The sequence below is a fragment of the Romboutsia sp. 13368 genome, assembly GCF_018336475.1.
Taxonomy (GTDB): domain Bacteria; phylum Bacillota; class Clostridia; order Peptostreptococcales; family Peptostreptococcaceae; genus Romboutsia.
Genome location: NZ_CP048741.1, coordinates 1,826,209 through 1,828,326 on the forward strand (window position 1 = coordinate 1,826,209; position 2,118 = coordinate 1,828,326).

At 26.5% G+C, this 2,118-nt stretch carries 2 protein-coding genes; both read right to left on the minus strand.

Going from position 1 to position 2,118, the window contains the following annotated elements:
* Window positions 1–144: 144 nt before the first annotated feature.
* The gene (locus tag G3997_RS07455; protein WP_296645013.1) at window positions 145–1,077 is read right to left on the minus strand and encodes an ROK family protein; all 933 of its coding nucleotides are present in this window, start codon (window positions 1,075–1,077) and stop codon (window positions 145–147) included.
* Between the two features lie 50 nt (window positions 1,078–1,127).
* Window positions 1,128–1,898, minus strand: a complete 771-nt coding sequence (locus G3997_RS07460; protein ID WP_296645016.1) for a GNAT family N-acetyltransferase — start codon at window positions 1,896–1,898, stop codon at window positions 1,128–1,130.
* Window positions 1,899–2,118: the final 220 nt, after the last annotated feature.

The following is a 2,118-nucleotide window of genomic DNA, read 5'->3' on the forward strand; positions in this document are numbered from 1 at the left end:
CATAATATTAAATATTTAATAATACTAAATTACCTTATGTAGATTATATMATTTTTATTTTATATAGTATGCATTCCATACTTTAATATTCAACATATAAAAATAAGGATGCTACAAATAACATCCTAAAAAAATTATTAAATTTTATAAAGCTGATGCACCTATTATACCTGCATCATTTTTAAATTTAGCAATAACTATATCACCTATTTCAGTCTTCTTAAATGGAAGATGTTGTTTTACAGCTTCAGATAATCCATCTAAAAGTATATCACTAGCATTAGAAACTCCACCACCAATAGATATAACTGATGGGTCTATAAAGTTAACTATATTTGCAATTCCTATAGCTAAATACTTTTTAAATCTATTTACTATTTCAAGCGCTACTTCATCATTCTCTTTGTATGCATCAAATACCATTTTTGCAGTTATATTATTTATATTATTTTCACACATATCTCTTATTATACTTTTTCTATTTTTTTCTAATAGTTTTTGTGCATACTTTATTATAGCAGTAGCTGAACAAAACGTTTCGAAGCATCCATTGTTACCACAGTTACAATCATAATAATTTGTAGCAACCATAGTATGACCAATCTCTGCACCTACTCCATTTTCACCAATTATTAATTTTCCATCGATTACAATTCCTCCGCCTACTCCAGTCCCTAGAGTTATCATTACTCCACTGTTGTATCCGTTCATACTTCCATAAGCATATTCAGCAAGTGCTGCAACATTTGCATCATTACCCACTTTAACATGAGTTCCTTTAAAGTTTTTTTCTAATTGAGATACAATTAAAGCATTATCAAGGCCTAAGTTTACACAACTTACTCTTCCTCCACTTGTAACTACTCCTGGGAAACCTATCCCTATACTTGATATTTCTTCTATAGATAGCCCGCTTTCATCTAGAAGATTATTAACTAATTGCGTTATATCATCAATCATGTTATCTGCTCCACCAGATTTGTTAGTTTCTTTAATAGACTTTTTAATTATTTCACCATCATCTACAAGACCAGCTTTTATACTCATTCCACCTACGTCAATTCCTATTTTATACATATGTTAATCCTCCAAAACTATTATATATATACAGTTACACATATTACTTTTTATTTGCCGTATATACCCCAATATCCTCTTTCTTTAAATCCAAGTTTATTATATATCTTTCCTGCTTCTATATTATCATAAAAAAGACATGGTATTTTATTTTCATTTATTATTTCTTTACATATTTTTACTACACATTTTGTAGCTAGACCCCTATTTCTAAAATCTGGATGAGTACCAACACCTACTATCATAGCATGAGTTCTAGTTTCTAGAGTACTTTTAGCCATTGCAACTACTTTTTTATTTATTTCTATACAATAACCTCTTCCAGTTTTAAGTCCATTTTTTATATTTTCTACAGTTGTATTTTCAAATTCATCAATAGATTCATATAATTTAGCTACTTTATTTATATTTCCAAACCTTATTTTTTTAGGTTTTATGCTTACACCATTATCATCTAACTTATTTATATTATCAAGTACACAGAAATTCACGATTCTCTTTGGATATATACCTAATTTAGGTTGTAGTTTTTTTAAAAGCTCTAATTTTCCACTTATCTCTAAATAATTCAAACTATTAATAAGCTCTGAAAATTCATCTATATTAAAATTTCCTTGAGAGTAAAATATCAGATATTCAAAATATCTTAATAATACACCTTCTATACGCCCTTTTTTATCTATACCTGCCCAAATATCTAAAAAGTAATTATCATATCCATACCTCTCTATATCCCCTATTATAAACAAGTTAAAATCAGGCTCTTTTTTTAAATAATTCATAACCTTTCTATGATAAGTATCATCTACCTTTAAAATCATAGCTCCCCCTGATATTTATAATTTATTTTATATAACTTTAATTATAGCTATAAAATCATGCTATATCTTAATTATTATGAATTTACTTACTTTTTTATAATTTACTATAATAATTTTAACACTATTTATACTTATGTACTTCTATAAGTTTAAATTATAAAATAAAATAHAATTTAHATTTATAAHATDAADRKSTAKMKYRSMTRRKWGWRCWMTTACC